We start from the raw sequence: 22,667 nt of genomic DNA on the forward strand, positions 1-22,667 counted from the left end.
CGAACTCATTGAGTTGTGTCAGTAGCTGCGGATCAGACCGACCAGCTTGCCCTGCACCTCGACCATATCGGAGGGCAGCACACGGGTCTCAAACGCCGGGTTGGCGGCTTCGAGCGCGATCATGTCGCCTTGGCGTTTGTAGCGTTTCAACGTGGTTTCATAGCCTTCGACCATGGCGACCACGATGTCGCCATCCTTGGCCTGGCTGGTTTCGCGAATGACCACGATGTCGCCGTGGTTGATCCCGGCCTCGATCATGGATTCGCCTTTGACCTCAAGCGCATAGTGGTTGCCGCGCCCAGAGAGCATCGACCCCGGAACGGCAACGTTCACGGCACCATCGGAGACGGCTTCGATCGGGACACCGGCGGCGATCTTGCCCATGATCGGCAGGTTGATCGCGGTGACGGTTTCGATGTCCAGCGCGCCTGCGGGCGGCGGGGCGTCCGGGCGGTCGCCGTCGATCACTCGCGGGCTAAACCCACCGGAAGTCGGCGCAGAGGGCGCACCACCGAGGCTTTCGGGAAGTTTCACGATCTCGATGGCGCGCGCGCGATGCGCCAGACGGCGAATAAACCCGCGTTCTTCGAGCGCGGTGATCAGTCGGTGAATGCCGGATTTGGAGCGCAGATCGAGCGCCTCTTTCATTTCATCGAAAGACGGCGGCACCCCGTCACGCTGCATCCGTGTGTTGATGAACTCCAAAAGCTGGAGTTGTTTTTTCGTCAGCATCGGCTCGTTCCTCTCGTCGCCCCGGCTTTGTGTCGCAGGGGTGTTTTGCGCTGCCATCGGTGTCTGCCCCCCGGTTCGCGGATGGGCGTGCTGGCGATCTGACGCCACCCAATGCACCGGCACGGGGGGAATCGCCCCCGCTAGGCGCATCTTCGGTGTTCCGCTCATCACCACATGCCCGTTTGGCCGGTCCTGCACCTCGTCGTTTACGCGATGAAACCGCACAGGGCCGCCGGAATGGGTCAAACCCCAGATGGGTTTTGCTTTTTGTTCCGATAATGTTCTACCGCTGTTCTCGTATTGTGTCAATTGTCCTGTCCCTCATCCAACACCTGCGTCAAACGCTGCCGTTGCACATGCGCCGCTATGATGCGGCGTTGCGCTGAGCTTGGCGGGAAGTTGGTTAAGGGGAGGTTAAAGGTTGACCGAATGGGCGCGAAATAGGCCTTGTACCACTCTCAGGGGCTCAGAGCCGGATCACGTCGACCGTTTCACCGGCCTCACGTGCAGGATCATGCGGCGGACGCACCAAAAGCGCGTTGGCGTTGGAGAGGATCGACAAAAGCGAACTGTCCTGACGCGCGAAGGGTTCAACACCCTCTGCCGTCAAAATGGCACGCATGTAATGTTCGCGCGGGCCATTCTCGGTCACGGAGTGCAACAGAACGGCTTTCTGGCGCGGCGCGGCTTGGGGCGGCAGGCCTTGCAGCGCGTCGAGCACGGGCAGCATGAACAGGCGTGCCGTGATCATCGCGGAGACCGGATTGCCGGGCAGGCCCAGCATCAAAGTGTCGCCCAGACGCCCGGCCATCAGAGGTTTGCCGGGGCGCATGGCGACTTTGTAAAAGGCGCGTTCCATGCCCAGCTCTTCGACCACCTTGCCGACCAGATCGTGATCGCCCACCGAGGCGCCGCCAATGGAGACGATCACATCGGCCTCCATCGCCATCTCAAACGTGGCCCGGAGCAGGGTCATGTCATCGGGTGCGATTGGCAGCATCCGGGCAATGCCGCCCGCTTGCTCAACCATGGCGGCCAATCCAAAAGCGTTGGAGGCGATGATTTGCGAGGGGCCAGGCGTTTCGCCGGGCAGCACCAATTCATCGCCCGTCGAGATGATCGCCACCACAGGACGACGCCCGACGGAGACCTCGGCGTGGTTCATGGCGGCCAGAAGGGCAATGTCCTGCGGCGAGAGGCGGCGGGGCGCTGTGATCCCGTCCGAGGGGCTGAAATCATTGCCGGCGGGGCGGATGTTGCGATTGTCAGAGGGCGTGCAGGTCAGCGTGATGCGATCGCCTTCGCGGGTGACGTCCTCTTGGATGATCACGCGGTCGGCGCCTGCGGGCAGGGGGGCGCCTGTGAAAATCCGCACGGCGGTGCCTTGGCCCACCGTGCCGGAAAACCCATGTCCGGCGGCACTTTCACCGATCACCTCAAAACCCGCGCCCTCCGAGGTATCGGCATCGCGCACCGCATAGCCGTCCATGGCGGAGGCATCGAAGGGCGGTTGCACCAGACGCGCCATCGCGGTGTCGGCCAGCACGCGACCAGAGGCCTCTCTGAGCGGGACGGTCTCGCGGTCCAATGGTGTGCAAAGCGCAAACAGATGCGCGAGGGCGTCCTGAACGGAAATCATGTCAGTCTCTCTCGTAGGTGCCGGATTTGCCGCCTTCTTTGCGCAACAGACGGGTCTGGACAATCTCCATGCCCTTTTCGGCGGCTTTGAGCATGTCGTAAACGGTGAGGGCGGCGACACTGGCGGCGGTCAGCGCCTCCATCTCCACGCCGGTTTGACCAGAGGTCTTGACGGTGGCGCGAATGCGGATGCCCGGCAAGGTGGCGTCCGGTTCGAGATCGAGCGTCACCTTGGTGATCGGCAGCGGGTGGCACAGCGGGATCAGATCAGAGGTGCGTTTCGACCCCATGATGCCCGCAAGCCGCGCCACGCCCAACACGTCGCCCTTTTTCGCCGTTCCCTCGGTCACCAGCGCCAGCGTTTCCGGCGTCATCTTCACAGCGCTCTCGGCGGTGGCGAGCCGGTCGGTCACGGGTTTGCCGGAGACGTCCACCATATGGGCGTGGCCCTCCCCGTCGAAATGCGTGAGCTCCGCCATCAGGCTGGCACCGGATTGGCGAGCAGTGCGCGGGTGGCGGCCTCGACATCGTCTTGCCGCATCAGGCTTTCGCCGATGAGGAAACAGCGTGCGCCGTAACCGGCCATATCGGCGAGGTCTTGCGGCGTGAACAACCCACTTTCGCACACCAGCGTCCGGTCGGCAGGCGTGAGTTTCGACAGCGCGCGCGTGGTGTCGAGCGTGGTCTCGAAGGTCTTCAGATTGCGGTTGTTGACGCCCAAAAGCGGGGATTTGAGCTTGAGGGCGCGCTCCAGCTCCTCGGCATTATGCACCTCGATCAGCACATCCATGCCATAGCCGAACGCCGCCTCTTCCAGCTCGGCGGCCAGCGCGTCCTCGACAGAGGCCATGATGATCAAGATCGCATCGGCGCCCCAGGCGCGGGCCTCGGCCACCTGATAGGTGTCATACATGAAGTCCTTGCGCAGCACCGGGAGCGAGACCTCGGCGCGGGCCTGTTTCAAAAACTCCGGCGCGCCTTGAAACGACGGCGTGTCGGTCAGCACGGACAAGCACGTGGCACCGCCGGCCTCATAGGCGCGGGCGATGGCGGGCGGGTTGAAATCCGGGCGGATGAGGCCCTTCGACGGGGAGGCCTTTTTGACCTCCGCGATCAACCCGTAGCCCGTGCGCGCGGCAGATTGCAATGCGGTGGCAAAGCCACGCGTGGGGCTTTGCTCGGCGGCCTGCGCCTCAAGATCGGAAAGCGGCACGGCGGCTTTGGCGCTCGCGACTTCTTCGAGCTTATAGGCTTTGATTTTATCGAGAACATTGGACATGGGGCAGAGATACCTTGCGGGAGCGGCGAAGGGAAGATGGCAATGCGCGCTCAGGCCCGGATAACCAGCCGGGAGAGCCCATGGAAGTGCCACGTGTCGGCGTAAAGCGGCGACTCAGTAAGGCGAAGGTTCGGGCAGCGTTCGAACAACCGGGGCAGGGCGACGCGCATCTCCAGCCGGGCAAGTGGCGCGCCGACACAAAAATGAATGCCCGCGCCGAAGGCCGCGTTCTGTTTCACCTTACGGCTCGGATCGAACCGGTTGGGATCGTCCCAAGTGTCGTCATCGCGGTTGGCGGCGGCCAGCAAAAGCCCGATCTTGTCACCGCGTTTCAGCTCTTGGCCAAGGAAGGTCGTGTCCTCATAGACCCAGCGCTGAAACAGATGCAGCGGCGGGTCATAGCGCAACAACTCCTCGATGGTGCCGTCGATCTTTTCGTCCGACAGAAATTCGCGTGGCGTTTCCTGCTCCAAGAGCGTTTTTACCGCGAGGCCAAGGCTGTGCACGGTCGCCTCATGGCCCGCATTCAACAGCAAGATGCAGGTGGTGATCAGCTCATCCGTGGTCAGTTTCTCGCCCTCGGATTCCGCCGCGATCAGCGAGGTGATCAGATCGTCCGCCGGTTGCGACCGCCGGGTCTCGACGTAAGAGCGCATGAAGTCGGAGAACTCGGTGGCGGCCTGTGAGGTGGCCTCTTCGATGTCCCGCGTGCGGGTCGGCGTGTAGACGGCAACCATGGCGTTGGACCAGGTGAGCAATTGCTCTGACATTTCCTCAGGCACGCCCAAAAGGCGACAGATGATCCGCACCGGCACCATTTTCGCAAATGCCGGCATGAGGTCGAATTCGCCCTTGGGAAAGCGGTTGATCAGGTCGTCCACGATCTCTTCGAGATCCGGCACCAATGCCCTGATCCGGCGCGAGGTAAAGGCGCGCAGCACCAGAGATCGCAGCCGCTTGTGCCTGTCGCCTTCCAGCTCCAGCATCGAGTGATCCTCGATGTCGTAAAAGGCGCGCAGATGGTCGGGAATATCGGGTGCGAAACCGTCCGGTGCCTCGCGGCCAAAGCGGTTGTCCCGAAGCGCCATTGACACGCCATCATAATGCGCAATCACCGGCAGGCTCAGCTCCTCCCAGAACACCATGTTCCCTCCTGAGCGGAGCCGGTCGTAAAACGGGTAGGGATTCTGGACAAAGGCGGGATCGTTCGGGGCGCAGGAAAAACGTTTCATATCCTCTCTTTGACTGCGAAGTGCTTTTATTTGCAAGCGGGGTTTTCTACTCTCTCCCCATGACGACCAAGACCGCTCTCCCAGAAGATGCCCCCGCGCCGCTGCGCCATCGCCTGTTTTGGGCGGTTGGTGGGGTTTTGGCCGTGGCGCTTTTGGGGCTCGTGGTCTTTGCACTGAGCTTTCGCGCCGAGTTGGATCAGGCGGCCGAGCGCGGGTCTTCCGACTTGGCGCTCGCTTCCGACCGGCTGACCACCGGGTTGCAACGTTACCGCGAATTGGCGGTGTTCCTGTCGGATCACCCGACGGTTCTGGCACTGGTCTTCGCGCAATCTCCGGGCGAGAGCCCGAAACAGGCGACCTCGGATCTGTTGCGTGGGCTGGCCGATAAGACCGGCGCGCATTCCATCATGGTGGTCGATGGGGCCGAGGGCGGCGACGGGCAGATGCTGGCCGCCGCGGGCGAGGACCGCCTGCCCACAGGCACCCGTGCGGCGGTGCGGCGCGCGATGGACGGGGCTTTGGGGGTCGCGCATTTTGTCGATCTCGAAGGCCGCAGACGCTATGTTTTTGCCGCGCCCGTGTTCACGCCCGGCGGTCCCGCAAAAGGCGCCGTGGTGGTCAATGTCGACATCGGGCTCTTGGAATGGGGCTGGCCGACGGAGGCCTCCGCGATCTATTTCACCGATCAATATGGCGTGGTCTTTGTCTCCAATCGCTCCGAATTGGTGTTGCGTGGCGGGAGCGCCGGGCCTTTGCCCATCACTCATACATATCATGTCTCCGGCCATGACATCTGGCGCCATGAGGCCGGGCCTTACATCCCGTCGCCCGCGCTGCATCTGACCCGACCCTTGCCGGTCGTGGGGCTTGAGGCGGAGCTGTTGATGGACCTGCGCCCCGTGCTGTCGATCGCGGGGCTGCAAGCCGGGATGGCCTCGGCGCTCGCACTTGTCTTTGCGGCCTTTCTGTTTTTCGCGATGGAGCGGCGGCGCACCTTGGCGGAGGCCAACGCACGATTGGAGGCGCGTGTCGCGGCGCGCACCGAGGCCTTGGAATTGGCCAACCGCGAGTTGCAGCACGAGGTCCACGAGCGCCACGAGGCCGAAGCCCGTCTCAAACGCGCGCAGGCCGATCTGGTGCAGGCCGGGAAACTTTCGGCGCTGGGCGAAATGTCGGCGGGGATCAGCCACGAATTGAACCAGCCTTTGATGGCGATCCGGTCCTTTGCCGAGAATGCCCAGGCCTTTCTGGAACGCGAAAACCCCGGCAAGGCCGCCGACAATCTGGGCCGCATCTCCGAACTTGCCCGCCGGATGGGGCGGATCATCAAAAACCTGCGTGCCTTTGCCCGGCAAGAATCCGAGACGATCACCGATGTCGAATTGACCAGTGTGATCGAGGCCGCGCTCGAGATGACGCAGGCGAAAATTTCCAACGCCGGTGTGACGCTCGACTGGACACCAGAGAAACAGGCCCGGGAACAGGTCTGGGTGCGCGGCGGCGAGGTGCGGTTGCAGCAGGTGGTGATGAACCTTCTGTCCAACGCGGTCGATGCGATGAAGACCTCTTCCGAGACGGAAGACAAGCGCATCGAAATTCGGCTCACCCCCGGCGATCCCACCCGGCTTACCATCGCGGACACCGGCCCGGGCATTTCCGAGCCTGATAAAATCTTTGACCCGTTCTACACCACCAAAGAGGTCGGTGCTTCTGAGGGCATGGGGCTTGGCCTGTCGATTTCCTACGGGCTTGTGCAGAGTTTTGGCGGGCGTATTCGCGGCGAGAACCGCCCCGCTCAGAACGGCACTGGCGGCGGGGCCGTGTTCACCATAGAATTGCAGCCCGCCCAGCGGGGGAACAGGCAACAGGAGAGCCTTGATGCCACATATTGATCGCGTGCTTCTGGTCGATGACGACGCCTCCGTGCGCGAGGCTTTGGGCCAGACGCTGGAGCTCGCGGACCTGACGGCCACGCTCGCGGGCAGCTATATCGAGGCCAAGGATCACATTTCGCGCGACTTTCCGGGCGTTGTAGTCTCCGACATCCGCATGCCCGGCAAGGACGGTTTCGCGCTTTTGGCCTATGCGCAATCGGTCGATGCGGAGCTTCCGGTGATCTTGTTGACCGGCGAGGGCGATGTGCCCATGGCGGTGCGCGGCATCTCGGAGGGGGCCTTCGATTTTCTCGAAAAACCCTGCGCGCCCAAGGACCTGATCGCCGTGGTCGAGAAGGCGTTGAAAACCCGCGCCCTCGTGTTGGAGAACCGCCGCCTGAAACGACAGGTCGAACAGGGCGACGCCGCCGCGCGGTTGCTGCGCGGCACCTCGGATCTGTCGAAACGCATGCGCGAAGAGGCCCGCGCGGTGGCGCGCTCTGCCGCCGATGTTCTGGTCACCGGCGAGCCGGGGGTGGGCACGGCGAAAATGGCGGAGGTGGTGCACCTCTTGTCGGCGGGCTCCATGGCGCCTTTTGTCAAATACCCGGCCTCCGCCATGACGGCCGAAACCCTGTCGCAGGCTTTTGCCACGGCGAAAGGCGGCTCCGTGTTCCTCGACGAAATCGCAGGCCTGTCGTCGCCCGCGCAATTCGCGCTATTGGAAGAGTTGGAGCCCCACGACCGCCCGCGTCTCATTGCCGGGACCTATGCCGATCTCGGCGCTGCGGCCCGCGAGGGGCGGTTTTCGCCCGATTTGTTCTACCGGCTCGAGGCCGCCGTGATCCGCATCCCGCCGCTGCGTGAGCGTCGCGAAGACATCCCGGTACTGTTCCGCCACTACGTCAACATCGCCTGTGAACAGAGCGACCTGCCGGTGCCAGAGATCACCTCAGAGGTCATCTCAAACCTTCTGGCGCAGGACTGGCCGGGCAACGCGCGCTCGCTGATGAACGCGGCGATGCGCTTTGCGATGGGGCTGACCGAAGGCGAGGCGCAGGAAGAGATGGGGCTCGCGGAACAACTGGCGCAGGTCGAACGGTCGCTTTTGATTGCGGCTTTGCAGCGGCATCATGGCAATGCCACCGAGGCCGCCAAGGGATTGAAGTTGCCAAGAAAAACCTTTTACGACAAATTGGCGCGACATGGCGTGAAGGCGGAGGTGTATCGTGCCTAACCTTAAATTTGTAAGAAAGGAGAGGGGTCTATGACCAAGTTTCAAACATATCTCGCCTGTGGGGCTCTCTCCGTTTTGCCTTTGGCGGCGGCGTCAGAGAGCTTGATGTTTTCCTATACGCAGCCGATGGAAGGTGTCTACGAACAGCATTGGGCCGGGCATGAGATTGCCAGCATGGAGACCTATGCGGGTCAGCCGTATCGCATCTATGTCGAAGGGCAGGGCAAGCTGGGTGAATTTCATGGCATTCTCAGTCTCGACTGCGAGACGCCGCGGTATTCGAGTTGGCTGGCGCAATCGGAGTATCTCTCTGCCGAAGACGTGCCGACAGAGGTGATCAACGGGCTGCGCGCGACATGGTGCGTAAAATAGCCGGGCGACTCATTTGTACAGAAATTTGAACACGCAGTATATGTGCGACATTCCGCACATGCGCAATTTTGTTGCGTGCGGATTTTCGCACACTTGCGTGAGGCGCATGGCCGCTATGCGTTTTTTGCGTCACGTAACGCACTGACACAAAACAACTTTCAAGAAATTTTCAACTTTCCTTCACCTCCCCTTGATGCAAAGTGAAGCGCTTTGTTTTCTCTCCCTTAGAGCGCGTCGGGACCAAACCATCCCGATCTGCGCCGGATATTTCGATTTCATGTCAGGGAGGACATCCATGAAATTTCTCGCAACCGCTGCCACCGCTCTTGCGCTTTCTGTGACCGCAACCACCGCTTTTGCCGCCTGTGACGACGGCGAAATGGTGATCAAGTTCAGCCATGTCACCAACACCGACAAACACCCCAAAGGCATCGCCGCCAACCTGTTCATGGAGCGCGTAAACGCCGAGATGGACGGCAAGGTTTGTGTCGAGGTCTACCCGAACTCCACGCTCTATAACGACGATCAGGTGCTCGAAGCCATGCTTCAGGGCGACGTTCAGATGGCGGCTCCGTCGCTGTCGAAATTCGAGACCTTCTCGAAAGTCTACCGCATCTTCGATCTGCCTTTCATGTTCAAGAACATGGATGCCGTCGAGGAATTCCAATCCTCCGAGGCCGGTCAGAACATGAAAGAGGCCATGGTGCGTCGCGGTCTTTTGGGTCTTGGCTTCTGGCACAACGGTCTCAAGCAATTCTCCGCCAACAAGCCGCTTCTGGAGCCGTCGGACGCCGCCGGTCTCAAGTTCCGCGTGCAGCCCTCTGACGTGCTCGTCGCCCAGATGAACGCGCTCGACGCTTCGCCGCAACCGATGGCCTTCTCCGAGGTTTACGGCGCGCTGCAAACCGGCGTTGTGGACGGTCAGGAAAACACCTGGTCCAACATCTACGGCCAGAAATTCTTTGAGGTGCAGGACGGCGTGACCGAAACCAACCACGGCCTTCTCGACTACATGGTCGTGACCTCCGTCGATTGGTGGGAAGGCCTGGACGCCGACATCCGCGACCAGCTCGCCACCATCATGAATGAAGTCACCGCCGAGCGGAACGCCGCCATCGCCGAAGTTGACGCCGACAACCGTCAGGCCGTGCTGGACGCGGGCGGTGTGATCCGCGAGCTGACCGATGAGCAGCGCCAGGATTGGGTCGATGTGATGAAGCCGGTCTGGGCTCAGTTCGAGGGCGACGTGGGCGCCGACAACATCGCGTTGGCACAAGAAATCAACGCCAAGCACTAAGCGCGTTTGACGTGATTGACGGGGCCCCGCAGGACGACGGGGCCTTGTCCGCCCCCTTTTCGGGGGAACGGGTCTGCGGCGTGCAGACCGGAGGGGCAAAAGGGGTCACTCATCATGACACAATATCAAGACAATCAGCCGAAAACGGCGACATCGCGGTTCTTTGACGGGCTCGAAGAGAATATCATCGCGTTCATCCTCGGGGCGATGACGCTGATCACCTTCATCAACGTGGTGCTGCGGTACGTGTTCAACCATTCCCTGATCTGGGGCCTCGAAGTGGTGCTGATCCTCTTCGCATGGCTCGTGCTTTTGGGGATTTCCTACGGGTTCAAAAAGACCTCGCATCTGGGCGTCGACGCGGTGATCAACATCCTGCCGTCGCGCGGCCAGCGGGTGCTTGCCATCATCTCCGCCATCGCCTGTCTGGCCTATGCGGGGCTCTTGATGAAAGGCGCCTGGGACTATTGGGCGCCCTTTGCGGCACTGCAACCGACCGAAGGCCGCTGGTTCCCGCTGGGCTTCACCGAAGGCGTGCGTGACCGGGCATTCTATGTCACCGATCAAGTGCCGATGCTGGGGATTTTCCGCTGGCTCGAGGATGCGATCAACTACGGCGACAGCTATGACAAGCTGCCCCGCGTCGTGCCCTATGTCATCATCCCCGTCTCGGCGGCGCTGATCCTTCTGCGCGTGGTGCAGGCCACGATCCGCATTCTGCAAGGCAAACAGCACTCCCTGATCGTCTCTCACGAGGCCGAAGACGAAGTCGAGCGCGTCGCGCACGGCGAATACGAGGAATAACCCCAATGGATGTCGTCTTTCTCTTTGTCATGGTCATCGGCCTGTTGCTGATCGGTGTGCCGATCGCGGTCTCTCTGGGCCTGTCTTCCATGATCTTCCTTCTGGTGTTCTCCGACACCTCGCTGGCCTCCGTGGCGCAGTCGCTCTATCAGGCCATGGCCGGTCACTACACGCTTCTGGCCATCCCCTTCTTCATCCTCGCCTCCTCCTTCATGTCGACCGGCGGCGTGGCGAAACGCATCGTGCGCTTTGCCATCGCCTGTGTGGGCCACTTCCACGGCGGTCTGGCGATTGCGGGTGTGTTCGCCTGTATGATCTTTGCCGCGCTCTCCGGGTCCTCGCCCGCGACCGTGGTCGCCATCGGCTCCATCGTCATCGCTGCCATGCGCCAGATGGGCTATACCAAGGACTTCGCCGCCGGTGTCATCGCCAACGCGGGCACCCTGGGCATCCTGATCCCGCCCTCCATCGTGATGGTGGTCTATGCCTCCGCCACCGATGTCTCCGTTGGTCGGATGTTCCTTGCGGGCGTCATTCCGGGCCTCCTCGCGGGCACCATGCTCATGCTGGCGATCTATGTGATCGCACGGATCAAAAAGCTGCCGAAAGGCGACTGGGCTGGCTGGGGCGAGATTGGGCGCGCCTTCCGCGAAGCCTTCTGGGGCCTCATGCTCATCGTCATCATCATGGTCGGCATCTACGGTGTGCCGGGGCTGACCGGCGCGATCTTCACGCCGACCGAAGCCGCCGCCGTGGCCTCCATCTACGCCTTCCTTGTGGCCTCCTTTGTCTATCGCGACATGGGCCCTCTGGCGGATCGCGATGGCACCGGGCCGACCTCTTTGCTGGCGAAACCGTACGCTCTGGTCACGGCTTTCTTCCATAAGGACACGCGTCACACGCTGTTCGATGCGGGCAAGTTGACGATCATGCTGATGTTCATCATCGCCAACGCGCTGATCCTGAAACATGTGCTGACCGACGAACAAATTCCGCAGCAGATCGCCCAAGCGATGCTGTCGGCGGGCTTTGGCAAGATCATGTTCCTGATCATGGTCAACGTCATCCTGTTGATCGGTGGCCAGTTCATGGAACCCTCGGGCCTGATCGTGATCGTCGCACCTCTGGTGTTCCCGATCGCCATCGAACTGGGCGTCGATCCGATCCACCTCGGCATCATCATGGTGGTGAACATGGAGATCGGCATGATCACGCCTCCGGTCGGCCTCAACCTCTTCGTCACCTCAGGTGTTGCCGGGATGCCGATGATGGCCGTGGTCCGCGCCGCCCTGCCGTTCCTCGCGATCCTCTTCGTCTTCCTGATCCTTGTCACCTATGTGCCCGCGATCTCGACCTATCTGCCCACGACGCTGATGGGGCCGGAGATCATCACGAACTGACGACATGTTCGATACTTGAAAGAAAAGGGGCCTGCGGGCCCCTTTTTGCGTCTCCTTTGTGCGGGAAATACTCAAATAAAAACGGCGCGCCCTGTTGAGGGGACGCGCCGTGAGTATTTCTGCCAAGAAAAAGGGGTCAGGTGTTTGAGGTCAGAGCCGCCAGCGTATCGAGTTTCCTGAGCGCTTCACCGGAGGCGATGCTTTCAGAGGCGATCTCGACGCCTTCCTTGAGGGTGGCGGCCTTGTCGGCAACGACCAAAGCAGCAGCCGCGTTCATCAATACGGCGTCACGGTAGGCGCCGGTTTCACCCATAAGCAAGTTGCGCAGCGCCTTGCCGTTCTCCTCAGGCGTGCCGCCGAGGATGTCCTTGAGCGGATGCACCGGCAGGCCTGCGTCCTCGGGGTGGAGTTCCATCGAGCGGATGTCACCATTTTCCAGAGCCGCCACAGAGGTCGCGCCGGTGATCGACACTTCGTCCATACCCTCGTGACCGTAGACCAGCCAGGCCTTCTCGGAGCCAAGCATTTGAAGCACTTCGGCCATCGGCCAGATCAGGTCAGGCGCAAAGGCTCCGGTGAGCTGGCGTTTGACGCCCGCCGGGTTGGTGAGCGGCCCGAGGATGTTGAAGATGGTTTTGCAGCCGAGTTCGACGCGCACGGGGCCGACATATTTCATCGCCGGGTGGTGCATCGGTGCCATCATGAAGCCGATGCCGATCTCGGCGAGTGCTTTCTCGACCACGTCTTGGCCGACCATGACATTGATGCCGTTGACGGACATGGCGTCTGCCGCGCCCGATTTGGACGAGAGGTTGCGGTTGCCGTGTTTGGCGACCGGCACGCCTGCGCCCGCGACGACAAAGGCGGTGGCGGTCGAGATGTTGAGCGTGCCGAGCCCGTCACCACCCGTGCCAACGATGTCCATCGCGCCCTCGGGGGCCGTCACGGGCACGCATTTGTCGCGCATGACTTTGGCGGCGGCGGCATATTCCGACACGGCCTCGCCCCGCGCCCGCAGCGCCATGAGAAAGCCGCCGATCTGGGCGGGCGTGGCTTCGCCATTGAACAGGATCTCAAAGGCATCCTCGGCCTGCGCGCGGCTCAGAGGGCCTTCGGATGCGGCGAAAATCAGGGGTTTCATCGCGTCGCTCATGCCGGTTCGTCCTCTTTCAGCTGGCTCAGGAAGGTTTTGAACATATCATGGCCATGCTCGGAGCGGATGCTTTCCGGGTGGAATTGCACGCCCTCGATGGGAAGTGTCTTGTGACGCATGCCCATGATGGTGCCGTCTTGCAGCTCCGCCGTCACCTCAAGACAGTCGGGCAGGGTTGCGCGGTCCACCACCAGCGAGTGATAGCGCGTGCCTTGCAAGGGCGAGGGCAGACCGGCAAAGACGCCTTTGCCCTCGTGGAAAATCTCGCCCATCTTGCCGTGGACGATTTCATGGCACCGGACCACATCGCCGCCAAAGGCCTCGCCGATGGACTGATGCCCGAGACACACGCCGAACAGCGGAATGCCCGCGTCGGCGGCGGCATGAATGAGCGGCACACAAATGCCCGCCTCTTTCGGCGTACAGGGCCCCGGCGAGAGCACGATGCCCGAAGGCCGCAAAGCCATAGCTTCCTGCACATTCAACGCGTCGTTGCGGACCACATTGGCTTGCCACCCCAGCTCGCCGATATAATGGACGAGGTTGTAGGTGAAACTGTCGTAATTATCGATCAGCAGCAGCATCTTGGCGATCCTTTCGGCGCGTTTGCGCAAGGGTTTGTAATGGGCTTCAAAGGGGGATGATCCCACGCAGAAGCCGGGTTATACATGTTCACAAGGGCCGCACAGGGTCAAGAGGCCGGACGGGGTCTGCTCTGATTGAACACGGTGTGTGGCGTGATCGAAAAAACACTGATCCGGCGTGGCACGGCTTAGGCGTTGAGACTGACCACAGCCCGTCCTATGATCGGGAAAACCCGGGCGGTCCCGGGGACAACAGGGACCTAGGGTCCGAATGAGCAGGCGAAGGAGCACCGAATGGGGCGCGGAATTCTCACGGGGTTGATCTGGGGCACGATTGTCGGTTTCGGCATCCTGACGGTGGCCAATGAGGTGGTGGCGCCGGTGGCTGTGACCTCTTCTGCTCCGAAGGATGTGACGCCTGAACCGTCTGAGCCAGAGGTGACGCAGCCCGAGGCGCCGGACGCCAATGATACGCCTGATGTCTCCGCCGAAAGCCCCGCCGCCGAACCCGACCGGTCTGGCGCGCAGCCTCAGGTTGCCATGCCAGAGGCCGAAGCCGATGCGACACCTGAAGCCGCAACGGAGGCCGCCACGGCGCCCGAGATCGAAATCCCGACCGGGCCGCAGACGCCTGACATGGACGGGGCGCTGGACGAGGCGCTGGACGGTGTCGAGACGCCCGAGACCAGCCCGGTCCTGACCCCGCCGCAAGCCTTGGCGCCGGAAGCCACGGGCGCTGACGGCCTGCCTGCGACCGAAGAGGCTTTGCCGGACCTGGCGATGCCCGAAGGTGTGGACGAGACGCCCGCCGTGCCTCAGATGCCGAAGCAGATCGAAATGGATTCGGCCCGGATCGAGGCGGCTCCGGGGGCGGCGCTGGAAACCGGACCTGAGGCCGATACGCTCGCGCCGGAAACCTCCGATGGTGAGGCGCTTCCCGGCCAGAAAGTCGGCTCTTTCACCGACCGTCAGGACAACCGCGTCTCCTCGCGCCTGCCGTCCATCTCCTCCGCACCCGAGGCTGGAACGCCGGTCGTGGTCGCCGACGATCTGCCTGCGCTTTTGGCCTATTCCGCCGATTTCAACCAAACGCCTTCGGGGCCGGTGATGAGCGTGATCCTCGTCGATATTGCGCAGCTTGGGCCAGAGGACGCCGCTCTGTCGAACCTGCCGTTCCCTGTGACCTTCGCCGTCGATGCGCTGGCCACGCGGGCGGGGGAGCGTGCGATGTCCTATCGCGACAAGGGGCTCGAAGTGCTGTCCATGGTCTCCCTGCCCGAAGGTGCCACGCCGCAAGACGCCGCCGTGACGCTGTCGCAGGCCGCCGATCTGGTGCCCGTGTCCATCGGGTTCCTCGATGTCCCCTCTGGCACTTTCCAAAGCTCGCGTCAGGTTGCGGCACAGGTCGTGGCGACGGCTCAAGAGAGCGGGCGTGGTCTTGTGACCTTCCCGCGTGGGCTGAATGCGCTTGAACAGGAAGCGCAGCGGGTCAAGGCGCCTGCGGGGTTGGTGTTCCGTGATTTTGACGGGCGTTCGCAGGATGTGGAGGCGATGAAACGCTTCCTCGACCAAGCGGCGTTTCAGGCTGGGACGGGCAAGACGGTGATCCTTTTGGGGCGCTCGAAACCCGACACGATCCAAGCGCTGGCGGAATGGTCTTTGGGCAACCGCGCCGCGACCGTGACCATGGTGCCGCTGTCCTATCTCTTGAGCCGCTCGCAGCTTTGATCATGAGAGGGCTGAGACGAATTCTTCTGATATGGGTTTTCTTCCTCAGTGCCTTTCCTGCGTCGGCACAGGAGTTCGAGCGCCTCTTTGATCCGTTTTCGGCCAGCCGCTACAGCTATGAAGAATTGCGGTTTTTGCAGTTGGGACTGGCGTTGGAAGGTTATTACAACGGATTGCTAGATGGGGCTTGGGGGCAAATTTCAAACCGGGCGATAACGCGCTATGCCGGACAGGAATTCGACAGCCCACCTCAGGATATACACGCCGCCTTTCTCGCCTATTCCACGGCTGATTTTTTGGAGTCGGATCAATGGGAGATGCGGTACTTCGATGTTTTAGGCCTCTCATTTCTTGTGCCGACCAGCGCCTTAATTGAGGCGCCTAAAACGGATGATTTTCTAAACTACGAACATGCCGGAAGCTCTCTCAAATTATCCATCGGGTTTGGCAATCGGGCCTGGGCAGAGGGTGTGCATGACTATGCGGTGGGGTTTGGAACCTCAAAGGGCGCACCCTATACCGTACGCAAACCCGGTGTGGCGATCACATCCGCAACGAACCGAATGGGACAAACTTTGTATGTCCGGTCGCTCTTTTGGCGAGGTCAGTGGGCGACACTGATGCTTTCCGCCTATGAAAAGGATGCGGGGCTTTTGGCGGCGGTCAGCGCGAGCATCACGCAAGAACGCTATGCCAGCCTCTATGTGCCGAAAGGGGGCTATCTGTTTTCCGTGGCCGCAACGACGGCGGAGCTTTTGGAGGCCTTGGAAGAAGACCCGCCTGCGCCCTCGCGCGAGGCTTCGGTTACGCCCGATGAGGAGGACGAAACGAGATCGTCCGGCACTGGGTTTGTTGTCTCCGATGAAGGGTATGTCTTGACCAATGCACATGTGGTGGAGGGATGCCGGGATATGTTCGTCAATGATGCCGAGGCACGGCTAATCACCATATCTACAAGTTTCGATCTGGCGCTCTTACAGGCCGATTTTCCGGATGGCCAAGCCGTGGCGAGCTTTGCACCTGCGACGGCGCGCCTCAATCAAGATGTCATTGCCGTGGGCTATCCCTATGCCGGATTGCTTGGGGGCGTGAATGTGACGCGTGGTGCGGTGTCTTCCATGACGGGGCTGGGCGGCGATGAGACAACGATGCAGATGACCGCGCCTGTTCAACCGGGGAATTCCGGCGGTCCGGTTCTCTCAGACCACGGCGAGGTTCTTGGCGTGGTTGTGTCGAAACTTGATGCACTCACAGTGGCAGATACGTTTGGAGATATTCCACAGAACGTGAACTTTGCAATTCGGGGCGAGGCGGCGCGTTTGTTCCTGTCTCTCAACGGGGTCGTGCCGCAGATCGGCGCAATGGATACGCCCTTATCGCCCGTAGAACTGGCCGAAAAAGCGACGGCATTCACGGTGTTCATCTCCTGCGACTGAGCCGGATGTCTTGACAGGGTGCGACATTTTGTCATCCAATCTTTCTCAAGGCGTCACGCCTTTAACCTGAGACATCAGATGAAGGTGAGGCTCGTGCATTGCACTGCGGGCCGCCAAAAGCTGTGTGTCAGGTTTTTGGCGGACCGCTTTAAGGACCGGCCTAAGCCGGCAGGGAGGGAAATATGACAGAAATGACTGCGGCGGCAGCGCCGTTGCCCGATGTGGCACGTTTGAGCCTTGCGGATTTGCGCGTGGCCTTGGCGGCCGGGTGGCAGGATTACCGACGCGCGCCGATGTTCGGCGGGTTTTTCGCCGCCGTTTATGTGTTGATCGGGCTCGGCTTTGTGATGTTCGGTGCGGGCACCGTGCTTTGGACCTTTGCCTTCTCGCTGGCTTTTCCGCTCTTCGCCCCTTTCGCTGCCGTGGGCCTCTACGAGGTGTCGCGCCGGTTGGATCGCGGCGGTGCGATGGATTGGTATAAAATCCTCAGCGTGGTGATGGCCGAACGCGACCGGCAAATCCCCTGGATGGGGGCGATCATCGTCATTTACGTGCTGTTCTGGTCCTTCCTCGCCCATATGATTTTCGCGCTTTTCATGGGGCTGTCGGTGATGACCAATGTGTCTTCGTCTTACGATGTGTTCCTGACTGCGAACGGGTTGACCATGATTGCGGTCGAATTGGCGGTCGGCGGAGTTTTGGCCTTTATCCTGTTTTCCCTGACGGTGACGTCCCTGCCGCATCTTTTGGACAAGGAGGTCGATTTTGTCACCGCCATGCTGTTCTCCTTGCGGGTGGTGCGGGAGAACCTCTTTGTCATGCTGGTCTGGGCGGGGTTGATCGCCGTGGTGACGCTGGTGTCGATGGTGCCGCTGTTTTTGGGGCTCTTCGTGACACTGCCGGTCTTTGGCCACGCCACATGGCATCTCTATCGCCGCGCCCTTACCTAGGCGTCTATCGTGTTTGGCGACGCCCGCGGGAGGTCAGCATCAAGAGGACACCTGCGCCGACAATCACGGCGCCGCCTAAAAGTTCCAAAGTATCGGGGCGCTCGCCAAAGACGAGAGCGCCCAGGATCATTGCGAACAACAATCGAGTATAGCGAAACGGTGTGACGACCGACAGCTCGCCCATTCGCATCGCCATGGTGAGCGCGGTATAGGCGGCGACACCGACGGCCGTCGCCATAAGGATAAAGCCGAGATCTTTGAGCGCGGGCCAGATCCAATAGCCGTCCCAGAGCGACAGGAGCGCGCCTGAGAGGATCAGCGCGGCAAAGCCTGTGACGCCCAGTTGCGCATAGGACAGGACAGGGGAGGCGGCGCGGGTGGCGAGATCGCGACCCGCAAATCCGATCATGCCCAAAACGGCCAAGATAGAGAGCGGCGAAAAGCCGTCGAGGCCCGGACGGATCACCAAGAGCACGCCGAGAAAGCCCAAAGCGATCAGGGCCCAGCGGGTGAGGCTGACGGGTTCGCGAAAGATCACCACGGCGGCGGCGGCGACCATGAGGGGCGTGGCTTGCAAGATCGCTGAGGTGGTCGAAAGCGCGGTGAGCGCCAGCGAGAGGGTGAAGAACACCCGGCCCAGCACCTCGAACCCTGCGCGGATCACCATGACGCGCTCGGCCATCACCGGATGCACCACCCGCTCGCGGCGTTGCATGGTCAGAAGGGCAAAGACGGTCGTGCCCGCAAGGCCGAAGAGCGTCAAAATCTGCCCCACCGGCAGATGCGCGGCGGCCTGTTTGATCGCCATATCCTCAAGCGAAAAACACCCCATGGCGAGCACCATCAAAAGCGCACCTTTGAGATTGCCGGCTTTCAGCGCGGTGAGATCGGATGTGGGCATCAGGGGTTATTCCAAAAAATCCGTCTCTGTCAGCACCTGCATCTCCACCAGCGGCGGGACGGTGGTGACGACTTCGAGCACATGGTTCAACGCCGCGACGCAGTAGTGGTGCATCTTGTCGGCGTGGTAATCCTCGTAGATCGTCCATTCTTTGACGTGACGCAGGAAGGTGGCGGAGGGGTTTTCGCGAAAGAGCGAGGCCGGAGTTTTCTCGTCGAGCGCGGGGGCGTCTTCGGGTTTCGTGAAGGTCTCGTCGGTGATCTTGAAAGACACGTAATCCTCAAACCGAAGCGTAAAACGGTGCGATCCGGGGCGCACTTCGATGACCTTGGCCTTGCCCAGAAGATCGTCAATCACCGAATTGCCGCTCTTGATCTGATCCGGCTCGCCCTCGATGCCCTCGTCGAAAATCACCGTCAGGCGACGTTCGTTCATCCGCCCCATGCGGAAATCCGAGAGGTAAAGGTTTTTGACTTTTTCAAGCTGGCGCAGGGCTTCGGCGGGCATGGGATCTCCGGGGCTGTGTGGACGCACGATGGCGGAGGAGACGGTGCGGTTCAAGAGAGAAGAAAGAGCAAGCCGAAGAGAAGTGTGAGGCCCAGGCTCCAGAGATCGAATAGCCATAGGGGGTAGCGCGCTGAGAGCCGGTTGAGGAACCAAAGGCTGCGGTCGCGTCCCTGATGTTTCATGGCCCGTCTGATCGAGATGACTCCGACGAGGGCGAAGATGGGCGCCAGCCATCTGACAAAGGACAGTTGAGGCATGCTGGAGATGAGGACGAGTGCAAAGATCGCAACTTCACTCGCGATGGCTAATGTCGGCAATGGTGGCGTGCGGTTCATCGCAACTTGGACCGGACGCAGAAAAATGCATGTCCCGTAAAAGGGCGGAAAGCCGAAATAAAGCGTCAGGCAAAGGAGCAGATACAGAAAGCAGAGAAAAATCATGATGGTTCGAGAAAGGCCCAAAAGAAAAAGGCGGCCCGAAAACCGCCTTTGAAATTCTATTGTGAGCGCGCTTATTCGCCCTTGGCGGCTGCGGTGGCTTTCGACACGGCAGCGGAGCTTTGCGGGGCGGCGGCGGGTGCCGGAGCGGCGGGTTTGGAGCCCGTCGCCAGCGGATCGTCGGCGCGTTGCACGGAGCCTTCGAAATGCGCACCGGACTCGATGGCGATGGTTTTGTGGATGATGTCGCCTTCGACCTTCGCGGTCGAGGTCAGGCGGACTTTCAAACCCCGCACGCGGCCCACGATGCGACCATTGACGACGACGTCATCGGCAATCACTTCGCCCTTGATCATCGCGGTTTCGCCCACGGTCAGAAGATGCGCGCGGATGTCGCCCTCGACGGTGCCCTCGATCTGGATGTCGCCGGTGGTTTTCAGATTGCCGGTGACGGTCAGGTCGGACGACAGCACGGAGGCCGGCGGCTTCGGCTTCGACGCAGGGGCGGCGAAATCGGGGGCCGGAGACTTCGGCATGGCGGGCTTGGCAGCCGCCGCTTCGGGTTTCTTCACGTCCTCGCCCTGTTTCGGGCCCGGTTCGTTGATCCTGCTTTTAGAAAACATCGTTGGCAGCCTTAATGTAGATCATCGGATTGACGGCCTTGCCCCCGACGCGCACTTCATAGTGCAAATGCGTGCCAGTAGAGCGGCCAGAATTTCCCATAGCACCGATTTGATCGCCGCGCGAGACCCTTTGGCCAACTTTCACCATAAGTTGCGATTGGTGCGCGTAGCGGGTTTCGATGCCGAACTCGTGCTGAATTTTCACCAGACGCCCGTAGCCCGACTGCCAGCCTGCGAAGGTCACAACGCCATCGGCGGTGGCATAGATCGGTGTGCCGTAAGCGGCGGCAAAATCCTGACCCTCATGCATCCGACCCCAGCGCGGGCCGTAAGGAGAGGTCATGCGGAAAGCGTTTTTAAGCGGCAGCGCAAAAGGCGCCTTTTGGGCGGCGATCCGGTAGAGGTTCAGCTTGTCCATCTTGTCGATGATCGCATTGGCGCGCATCGAATCCGGGTCGATCATGCCGCCCTTGGTCGAAAACGTGATCGGCGTCAGCGGGCCACCCTGGCCGGAATAGCCTTTTTTCACCGTGGCGATCAGGTTGTCCGGGTCCATGCCTGCGGATTTGAACATCTTGTCGAGAGGTGCGACAGAGATCGTCACGGCGTCTTCAAGCTGCGAAAAAATCCGGTCGTTCTTTTCTTCCATCAGACGCAGGTCGGTTTCCAGCGCGTCGGCCATGCGCAGCGCCTCATTGGCAGAAACCACCATGTCGTCGCGTTCGGCGGCGGTGTCGGCCAGGGCGCTCGCGAGCACATCGACCGTGGCCTCCGCCTCCTGCGCGCTCATGCCGTTTTGCGTGCCGTTCTCGCCGTTGATCTGGGCCACCAACTGTGCCTTGTCGGCCTCGGCCTCATCGCGGGCCTTCAGCGCCTTGCGCAGATTGGCCTGCACCACCTCGACGCCGGTCTCCAATTCGCGCACACGTTCTTCAGACGCCAGCAATTGCGACTGCATCACGGAAATCTGTTCGAGCGCGGTGTTGAACCGGGCCTGGGCGGCGGCGGCCTCTTCGGCGCGCATGTCACGCTCATTGGCCAATTCGGCGACGCGGTTTTCAAACAGAACGAGATCGCGCCCGGATTGTTCGCGCAGATTGCCCGACCCGATGCTGTCCATCAACAGGATCGAGGTCGCGATGATCAGCCAGGCGGCAAACACGGTGGAGCCGGTAAAGGCCACCAGTTGCGTCAGCGGGCTGATCCGAAGATAGCGGGTGTCGTTGTCCGAACGCAGAAACACCCGACGTTCCGGGAAGCTGCGCTCAAGCATGTGTTTGAGCTTATATATCATGGTGTTGTTCGTTGTGGCCGCGCCAAACCGTCCTCAATGTCCATCCCTCATCCGCTGAGCAGTCTCATAACTCTCCGCACTGGACCCCGGAAGGCCGCGCGGATCTGACTTTACCCCGTAGGGCCGATCCCCGACTGAAGCGGACATTCGACCCTTCCTGCAAGCGGTTGCACTTCTGTTAGCGAAGCTTTCCCCATGGGGCAACGTTTTTGCCCTTTTGTTTGGCAAATGCGCGGAAGATCAGCGGAAAATGACGGGATGTTGGCGGTTTCTCGCCTATGTTAGCGGTAGCGAAGCGGGCCTGTCCCGCCCGCCTGCGACCGGCTGTCGCAACAGCTCAGTCGTAGGGGGTCAGCTCCAGGCAGGCGGCAATTCCTCAGACAACGGCCAGTAGAAATCCGGCGGCATGCCCGCTTCGGCGCGTTTTTCCTCGTTGAAAGGCGCTTTGGTGCCGCCCGGAAAATAGCGACGTACGAGCGCGTGGAATTCTTCTTTCGGATCAATCCCCTGACGCCCGCAGAGAAAGTTGAACCATTTCGCGCCATAGGCGACATGGCCGACCTCTTCGGCATAGATCACGTCGAGCGCGGCCACTGTCTCCGGGTCTTTCGCATTCTGAAAGATTTTGATCATGCCGGGCGTCACATCGAGCCCGCGCGCCTCCAAAACCATCGGCACGACCGCAAGCCGCCCCATGATGTCCTCCGCCGTGTCCTCGGCGGCGCGCCACATGCCGGCATGCGCAGGCAGATCGCCGTAGAATGACCCCATCGCCTCCAGCCGGTCACAGACCAGATTGAAATGTTTGCTTTCCTCGTCGGCCGACTTCACCCAGTCGTCGTAGAATCCAAGCGGCATGTCGATATCGGTAAAGCGCGCGACGATATCCCAGTGCAAATCCACCGCATTCAGTTCGATATGTGCAATGGCGTGCAGGATCGCCTTGCGGCCCTCGGGGCTTCCGGGTTTGCGTCTCGGCACATCGCGCGGGTTCAAAAGTTCCGGCTTCTCTGGCCGGGCGGGCTGCATCGGCGGATTGGCCGTGCCAAGCGGGATCGGTGTCCCGCCCGCGCGGCTTTCGCGCCAAAGTGCGGCGTATTTATGCGATAGAGCGGTCTTTTCACGACCGTCGGCGGTGCGCAGCACAGCTTCGGCCATTTCAGCTAGGCTCAAAGTCATCGTGCGTGGC

General features: G+C 61.3%; 22 protein-coding genes. 9 read left to right on the plus strand and 13 right to left on the minus strand.

Annotated elements, in window-relative coordinates; translation table 11 throughout:
• Positions 1–18 precede the first annotated feature (18 nt).
• The 5 genes from lexA to HCZ23_RS13315 all read right to left on the minus strand — a co-directional run bounded on the left by lexA (position 19) and on the right by HCZ23_RS13315 (position 4,881).
• Positions 19–732 (minus strand): transcriptional repressor LexA, encoded by a 714-nt coding sequence (gene lexA / locus HCZ23_RS13295; RefSeq protein WP_167602200.1) that lies wholly within the window; start codon positions 730–732, stop codon positions 19–21.
• A 466-nt stretch (positions 733–1,198) separates the two neighbouring features.
• Positions 1,199–2,371 (minus strand): gephyrin-like molybdotransferase Glp, encoded by a 1,173-nt coding sequence (gene glp, locus HCZ23_RS13300; protein ID WP_167602201.1) that lies wholly within the window; start codon positions 2,369–2,371, stop codon positions 1,199–1,201.
• Position 2,372: 1 nt separating this feature from the next.
• Positions 2,373–2,849 (minus strand): cyclic pyranopterin monophosphate synthase MoaC, encoded by a 477-nt coding sequence (gene moaC, locus HCZ23_RS13305; RefSeq protein WP_167602202.1) that lies wholly within the window; start codon positions 2,847–2,849, stop codon positions 2,373–2,375.
• On the minus strand, positions 2,849–3,649 hold the full coding sequence (gene trpC, locus HCZ23_RS13310) for an indole-3-glycerol phosphate synthase TrpC (protein ID WP_167602203.1): 801 nt from the start codon (positions 3,647–3,649) through the stop codon (positions 2,849–2,851). The genes moaC and trpC overlap by 1 nt, the downstream gene beginning before the upstream one ends.
• A gap of 50 nt (positions 3,650–3,699) precedes the next feature.
• A complete protein-coding gene (locus HCZ23_RS13315; RefSeq protein WP_167602204.1) occupies positions 3,700–4,881 on the minus strand; it encodes a cytochrome P450 in 1,182 nt (393 codons plus the stop codon).
• Positions 4,882–4,940: 59 nt separating this feature from the next.
• On the opposite strand from HCZ23_RS13315, the gene HCZ23_RS13320 reads away from it, so the two are divergent.
• From HCZ23_RS13320 to HCZ23_RS13345, 6 genes are all read left to right on the plus strand, one after another.
• Complete coding sequence (locus HCZ23_RS13320; RefSeq protein ID WP_167602205.1) at positions 4,941–6,773, plus strand: ATP-binding protein; 1,833 nt, start codon at positions 4,941–4,943, stop codon at positions 6,771–6,773.
• Entirely contained in the window at positions 6,760–7,992 is a 1,233-nt protein-coding gene (locus tag HCZ23_RS13325; RefSeq protein WP_167602206.1) for a sigma-54 dependent transcriptional regulator, read from the plus strand. Before HCZ23_RS13320 ends, HCZ23_RS13325 begins: the two co-directional genes overlap by 14 nt.
• Positions 7,993–8,022: 30 nt before the next feature.
• A complete protein-coding gene (locus tag HCZ23_RS13330; protein WP_167602207.1) occupies positions 8,023–8,364 on the plus strand; it encodes a hypothetical protein in 342 nt (113 codons plus the stop codon).
• Between the two features lie 295 nt (positions 8,365–8,659).
• Positions 8,660–9,661 (plus strand): DctP family TRAP transporter solute-binding subunit, encoded by a 1,002-nt coding sequence (locus tag HCZ23_RS13335; protein ID WP_167602208.1) that lies wholly within the window; start codon positions 8,660–8,662, stop codon positions 9,659–9,661.
• A 114-nt stretch (positions 9,662–9,775) separates the two neighbouring features.
• Positions 9,776–10,465 (plus strand): TRAP transporter small permease, encoded by a 690-nt coding sequence (locus HCZ23_RS13340; RefSeq protein WP_167602209.1) that lies wholly within the window; start codon positions 9,776–9,778, stop codon positions 10,463–10,465.
• A 5-nt stretch (positions 10,466–10,470) separates the two neighbouring features.
• Positions 10,471–11,865, plus strand: coding sequence for a TRAP transporter large permease (locus HCZ23_RS13345; RefSeq protein WP_167602210.1), 1,395 nt, complete (start codon positions 10,471–10,473; stop codon positions 11,863–11,865).
• A 136-nt stretch (positions 11,866–12,001) separates the two neighbouring features.
• Here HCZ23_RS13345 and trpD read toward each other — a convergent pair whose 3' ends face one another.
• Positions 12,002–13,018, minus strand: a complete 1,017-nt coding sequence (trpD, locus tag HCZ23_RS13350) for an anthranilate phosphoribosyltransferase (protein ID WP_167602211.1) — start codon at positions 13,016–13,018, stop codon at positions 12,002–12,004.
• Complete coding sequence (locus HCZ23_RS13355) at positions 13,015–13,602, minus strand: aminodeoxychorismate/anthranilate synthase component II (protein ID WP_167602212.1); 588 nt, start codon at positions 13,600–13,602, stop codon at positions 13,015–13,017. The genes trpD and HCZ23_RS13355 overlap by 4 nt, the downstream gene beginning before the upstream one ends.
• Positions 13,603–13,896: 294 nt before the next feature.
• Here HCZ23_RS13355 and HCZ23_RS13360 point away from each other — a divergent pair, with 294 nt between their 5' ends.
• The 3 genes from HCZ23_RS13360 to HCZ23_RS13370 all read left to right on the plus strand — a co-directional run bounded on the left by HCZ23_RS13360 (position 13,897) and on the right by HCZ23_RS13370 (position 17,716).
• Complete coding sequence (locus HCZ23_RS13360; protein WP_167602213.1) at positions 13,897–15,330, plus strand: polysaccharide deacteylase family 2 protein; 1,434 nt, start codon at positions 13,897–13,899, stop codon at positions 15,328–15,330.
• Positions 15,255–16,766, plus strand: a complete 1,512-nt coding sequence (locus tag HCZ23_RS13365) for a S1C family serine protease (protein ID WP_167602214.1) — start codon at positions 15,255–15,257, stop codon at positions 16,764–16,766. The genes HCZ23_RS13360 and HCZ23_RS13365 overlap by 76 nt, the downstream gene beginning before the upstream one ends.
• Positions 16,767–16,948: 182 nt before the next feature.
• A complete protein-coding gene (locus HCZ23_RS13370; RefSeq protein ID WP_167602215.1) occupies positions 16,949–17,716 on the plus strand; it encodes a DUF2189 domain-containing protein in 768 nt (255 codons plus the stop codon).
• 4 nt (positions 17,717–17,720) lie between these two features.
• Here the strand turns inward: HCZ23_RS13370 and HCZ23_RS13375 are convergent, their stop codons facing one another.
• The 6 genes from HCZ23_RS13375 to HCZ23_RS13400 all read right to left on the minus strand — a co-directional run bounded on the left by HCZ23_RS13375 (position 17,721) and on the right by HCZ23_RS13400 (position 22,657).
• A complete protein-coding gene (locus tag HCZ23_RS13375) occupies positions 17,721–18,617 on the minus strand; it encodes a DMT family transporter (protein ID WP_167602216.1) in 897 nt (298 codons plus the stop codon).
• A 6-nt stretch (positions 18,618–18,623) separates the two neighbouring features.
• A complete protein-coding gene (locus HCZ23_RS13380; RefSeq protein ID WP_167602217.1) occupies positions 18,624–19,124 on the minus strand; it encodes a hypothetical protein in 501 nt (166 codons plus the stop codon).
• Positions 19,125–19,174: 50 nt separating this feature from the next.
• The gene (locus HCZ23_RS13385; RefSeq protein ID WP_167602218.1) at positions 19,175–19,564 is read right to left on the minus strand and encodes a hypothetical protein; all 390 of its coding nucleotides are present in this window, start codon (positions 19,562–19,564) and stop codon (positions 19,175–19,177) included.
• Between the two features lie 71 nt (positions 19,565–19,635).
• Entirely contained in the window at positions 19,636–20,184 is a 549-nt protein-coding gene (locus HCZ23_RS13390) for a polymer-forming cytoskeletal protein (RefSeq protein ID WP_167602219.1), read from the minus strand.
• Positions 20,174–21,478, minus strand: coding sequence for a M23 family metallopeptidase (locus tag HCZ23_RS13395; RefSeq protein WP_167602220.1), 1,305 nt, complete (start codon positions 21,476–21,478; stop codon positions 20,174–20,176). The genes HCZ23_RS13390 and HCZ23_RS13395 overlap by 11 nt, the downstream gene beginning before the upstream one ends.
• 351 nt (positions 21,479–21,829) lie before the next feature.
• Entirely contained in the window at positions 21,830–22,657 is an 828-nt protein-coding gene (locus HCZ23_RS13400) for a ferritin-like domain-containing protein (RefSeq protein WP_167602221.1), read from the minus strand.
• Positions 22,658–22,667 lie beyond the last annotated feature (10 nt).

Source organism: Celeribacter sp. HF31 (assembly GCF_011806455.1).
GTDB lineage: Bacteria > Pseudomonadota > Alphaproteobacteria > Rhodobacterales > Rhodobacteraceae > Celeribacter.

Bases quoted from the DNA above. Each gene is read 5' to 3' on its own strand.
- lexA (WP_167602200.1), bottom strand. From the start codon at position 732: ATGCTGACGAAAAAACAACTCCAGCTTTTGGAGTTCATCAACACACGG.
- glp (WP_167602201.1), bottom strand. From the start codon at position 2,371: ATGATTTCCGTTCAGGACGCCCTCGCGCATCTGTTTGCGCTTTGCACA.
- moaC (WP_167602202.1), bottom strand. From the start codon at position 2,849: ATGGCGGAGCTCACGCATTTCGACGGGGAGGGCCACGCCCATATGGTG.
- trpC (WP_167602203.1), bottom strand. From the start codon at position 3,649: ATGTCCAATGTTCTCGATAAAATCAAAGCCTATAAGCTCGAAGAAGTC.
- HCZ23_RS13315 (WP_167602204.1), bottom strand. From the start codon at position 4,881: ATGAAACGTTTTTCCTGCGCCCCGAACGATCCCGCCTTTGTCCAGAAT.
- HCZ23_RS13320 (WP_167602205.1), top strand. From the start codon at position 4,941: ATGACGACCAAGACCGCTCTCCCAGAAGATGCCCCCGCGCCGCTGCGC.
- HCZ23_RS13325 (WP_167602206.1), top strand. From the start codon at position 6,760: ATGCCACATATTGATCGCGTGCTTCTGGTCGATGACGACGCCTCCGTG.
- HCZ23_RS13330 (WP_167602207.1), top strand. From the start codon at position 8,023: ATGACCAAGTTTCAAACATATCTCGCCTGTGGGGCTCTCTCCGTTTTG.
- HCZ23_RS13335 (WP_167602208.1), top strand. From the start codon at position 8,660: ATGAAATTTCTCGCAACCGCTGCCACCGCTCTTGCGCTTTCTGTGACC.
- HCZ23_RS13340 (WP_167602209.1), top strand. From the start codon at position 9,776: ATGACACAATATCAAGACAATCAGCCGAAAACGGCGACATCGCGGTTC.
- HCZ23_RS13345 (WP_167602210.1), top strand. From the start codon at position 10,471: ATGGATGTCGTCTTTCTCTTTGTCATGGTCATCGGCCTGTTGCTGATC.
- trpD (WP_167602211.1), bottom strand. From the start codon at position 13,018: ATGAGCGACGCGATGAAACCCCTGATTTTCGCCGCATCCGAAGGCCCT.
- HCZ23_RS13355 (WP_167602212.1), bottom strand. From the start codon at position 13,602: ATGCTGCTGCTGATCGATAATTACGACAGTTTCACCTACAACCTCGTC.
- HCZ23_RS13360 (WP_167602213.1), top strand. From the start codon at position 13,897: ATGGGGCGCGGAATTCTCACGGGGTTGATCTGGGGCACGATTGTCGGT.
- HCZ23_RS13365 (WP_167602214.1), top strand. From the start codon at position 15,255: ATGGTCTTTGGGCAACCGCGCCGCGACCGTGACCATGGTGCCGCTGTC.
- HCZ23_RS13370 (WP_167602215.1), top strand. From the start codon at position 16,949: ATGACAGAAATGACTGCGGCGGCAGCGCCGTTGCCCGATGTGGCACGT.
- HCZ23_RS13375 (WP_167602216.1), bottom strand. From the start codon at position 18,617: ATGCCCACATCCGATCTCACCGCGCTGAAAGCCGGCAATCTCAAAGGT.
- HCZ23_RS13380 (WP_167602217.1), bottom strand. From the start codon at position 19,124: ATGCCCGCCGAAGCCCTGCGCCAGCTTGAAAAAGTCAAAAACCTTTAC.
- HCZ23_RS13385 (WP_167602218.1), bottom strand. From the start codon at position 19,564: ATGATTTTTCTCTGCTTTCTGTATCTGCTCCTTTGCCTGACGCTTTAT.
- HCZ23_RS13390 (WP_167602219.1), bottom strand. From the start codon at position 20,184: ATGTTTTCTAAAAGCAGGATCAACGAACCGGGCCCGAAACAGGGCGAG.
- HCZ23_RS13395 (WP_167602220.1), bottom strand. From the start codon at position 21,478: ATGATATATAAGCTCAAACACATGCTTGAGCGCAGCTTCCCGGAACGT.
- HCZ23_RS13400 (WP_167602221.1), bottom strand. From the start codon at position 22,657: ATGACTTTGAGCCTAGCTGAAATGGCCGAAGCTGTGCTGCGCACCGCC.